Here is a 1,118-nt window from a genome sequence, read left to right on the forward strand (position 1 = left end):
ACTTAGGAACTACCCTACCCGATGAGTATGGTTTCCCAGCTACCTACAAGTTAACTAAATGGCCTGAGGAACAAACAAGACTATTTTAAAGAAGCGTAGTAAGCCGCTAAATTATCAATATCAGCGTCACTCAATGCAGCTGCCTGGCCCTGCATGATTGCCGCCATACCACCGTTACGCTGCTTGGTTTTATAAGCTTTCAGTGAGCTCACCAAATAAGCTTCGTTTTGTCCTGCCAAATTAGGGTAAGTTGGAATAGCTGCAATACCGGCAGCACCATGACAGGCTGCACATACTGCTGATTTAGCTTTACCCGCAGCAGCATCACCTGCTACAACACTTCCACTTACTGCAAGTGAACCCGCTACCAAAACCGATGTAACTAGCTTTCTCATCATTATTTCTCTCTCTATTTTTACCAAGGTTTTACCTTAATCCGACAATCCATCGTATTATCAGCGTAATGCACATAGCTTAGCTCAAGGGACAATATTTGTCATGAGACTTCAGCGGCACAACAGCATCTTATTACATAGCACGAAGCTATCTCTACCCGGTTTCCGGCTTACTTGACCTGAGTCAACTGGTATTGCTATCAAGTACGTTATATTGAACCTATAGCGTCAAGTATTAGTCTTGATCGCTCGTTTTAATCAAGTGTGGTAACTTGTTATGCCTCGGTTTTCCGGGGCTTTTTTTTGCCTAAGCATTCACCATCCTGGGCCAATACAGCCAAATAATGTCACAAATTTGCAATAGCTTTTAAGTAATTTATATACAAAGCAAAATCTTAGCTAGACTTATATTTTAAGACGGCCCTGAAAACCTACGTTGGCTTCCAGGGCCTCTCTATCACTTTCCAAGAATGATAATAATGAGTGAGACAACTCGGGACACAGAATGAATCCAATTGAAAATATCGCTTTAATCGCTCACGATAATCGTAAAAGCGACCTTGTTGCTTGGCTAAACCAGCATATCGAAGCTTTAAGTAGCTGCCAGTTCACTACGACAGGAACAAGCGGTAAGCTCATCGAAGAAAAAACAGGCCTAAGCGTGAACCGTGTTCAAAGCGGCCCTTTAGGTGGTGACCAGCAAATAGGCGCACTAATTGCTGA

General features: G+C 42.8%; 2 protein-coding genes. One reads left to right on the forward strand and one right to left on the reverse strand.

What is annotated here, in order from left to right; genetic code table 11:
* Positions 1–80: 80 nt before the first annotated feature.
* Positions 81–398 carry a cytochrome c gene (locus tag A3756_RS23775; protein ID WP_197470243.1) on the reverse strand — a complete coding sequence of 106 codons (318 nt, stop codon included), beginning with the start codon at positions 396–398 and terminating at the stop codon, positions 81–83.
* A 502-nt stretch (positions 399–900) separates the two neighbouring features.
* Here A3756_RS23775 and A3756_RS23780 point away from each other — a divergent pair.
* Positions 901–1,118, forward strand: a 218-nt coding sequence (locus A3756_RS23780; RefSeq protein WP_082865471.1) for a methylglyoxal synthase, incomplete at its 3' end; no start/stop codon positions are given.

It is taken from the genome of Oleiphilus sp. HI0086 (assembly GCF_001635225.1).

Excerpts from the sequence above, each read along its gene's own strand:
- A3756_RS23775 (WP_197470243.1), bottom strand. The coding sequence starts at position 398 with ATGATGAGAAAGCTAGTTACATCGGTTTTGGTAGCGGGTTCACTTGCA.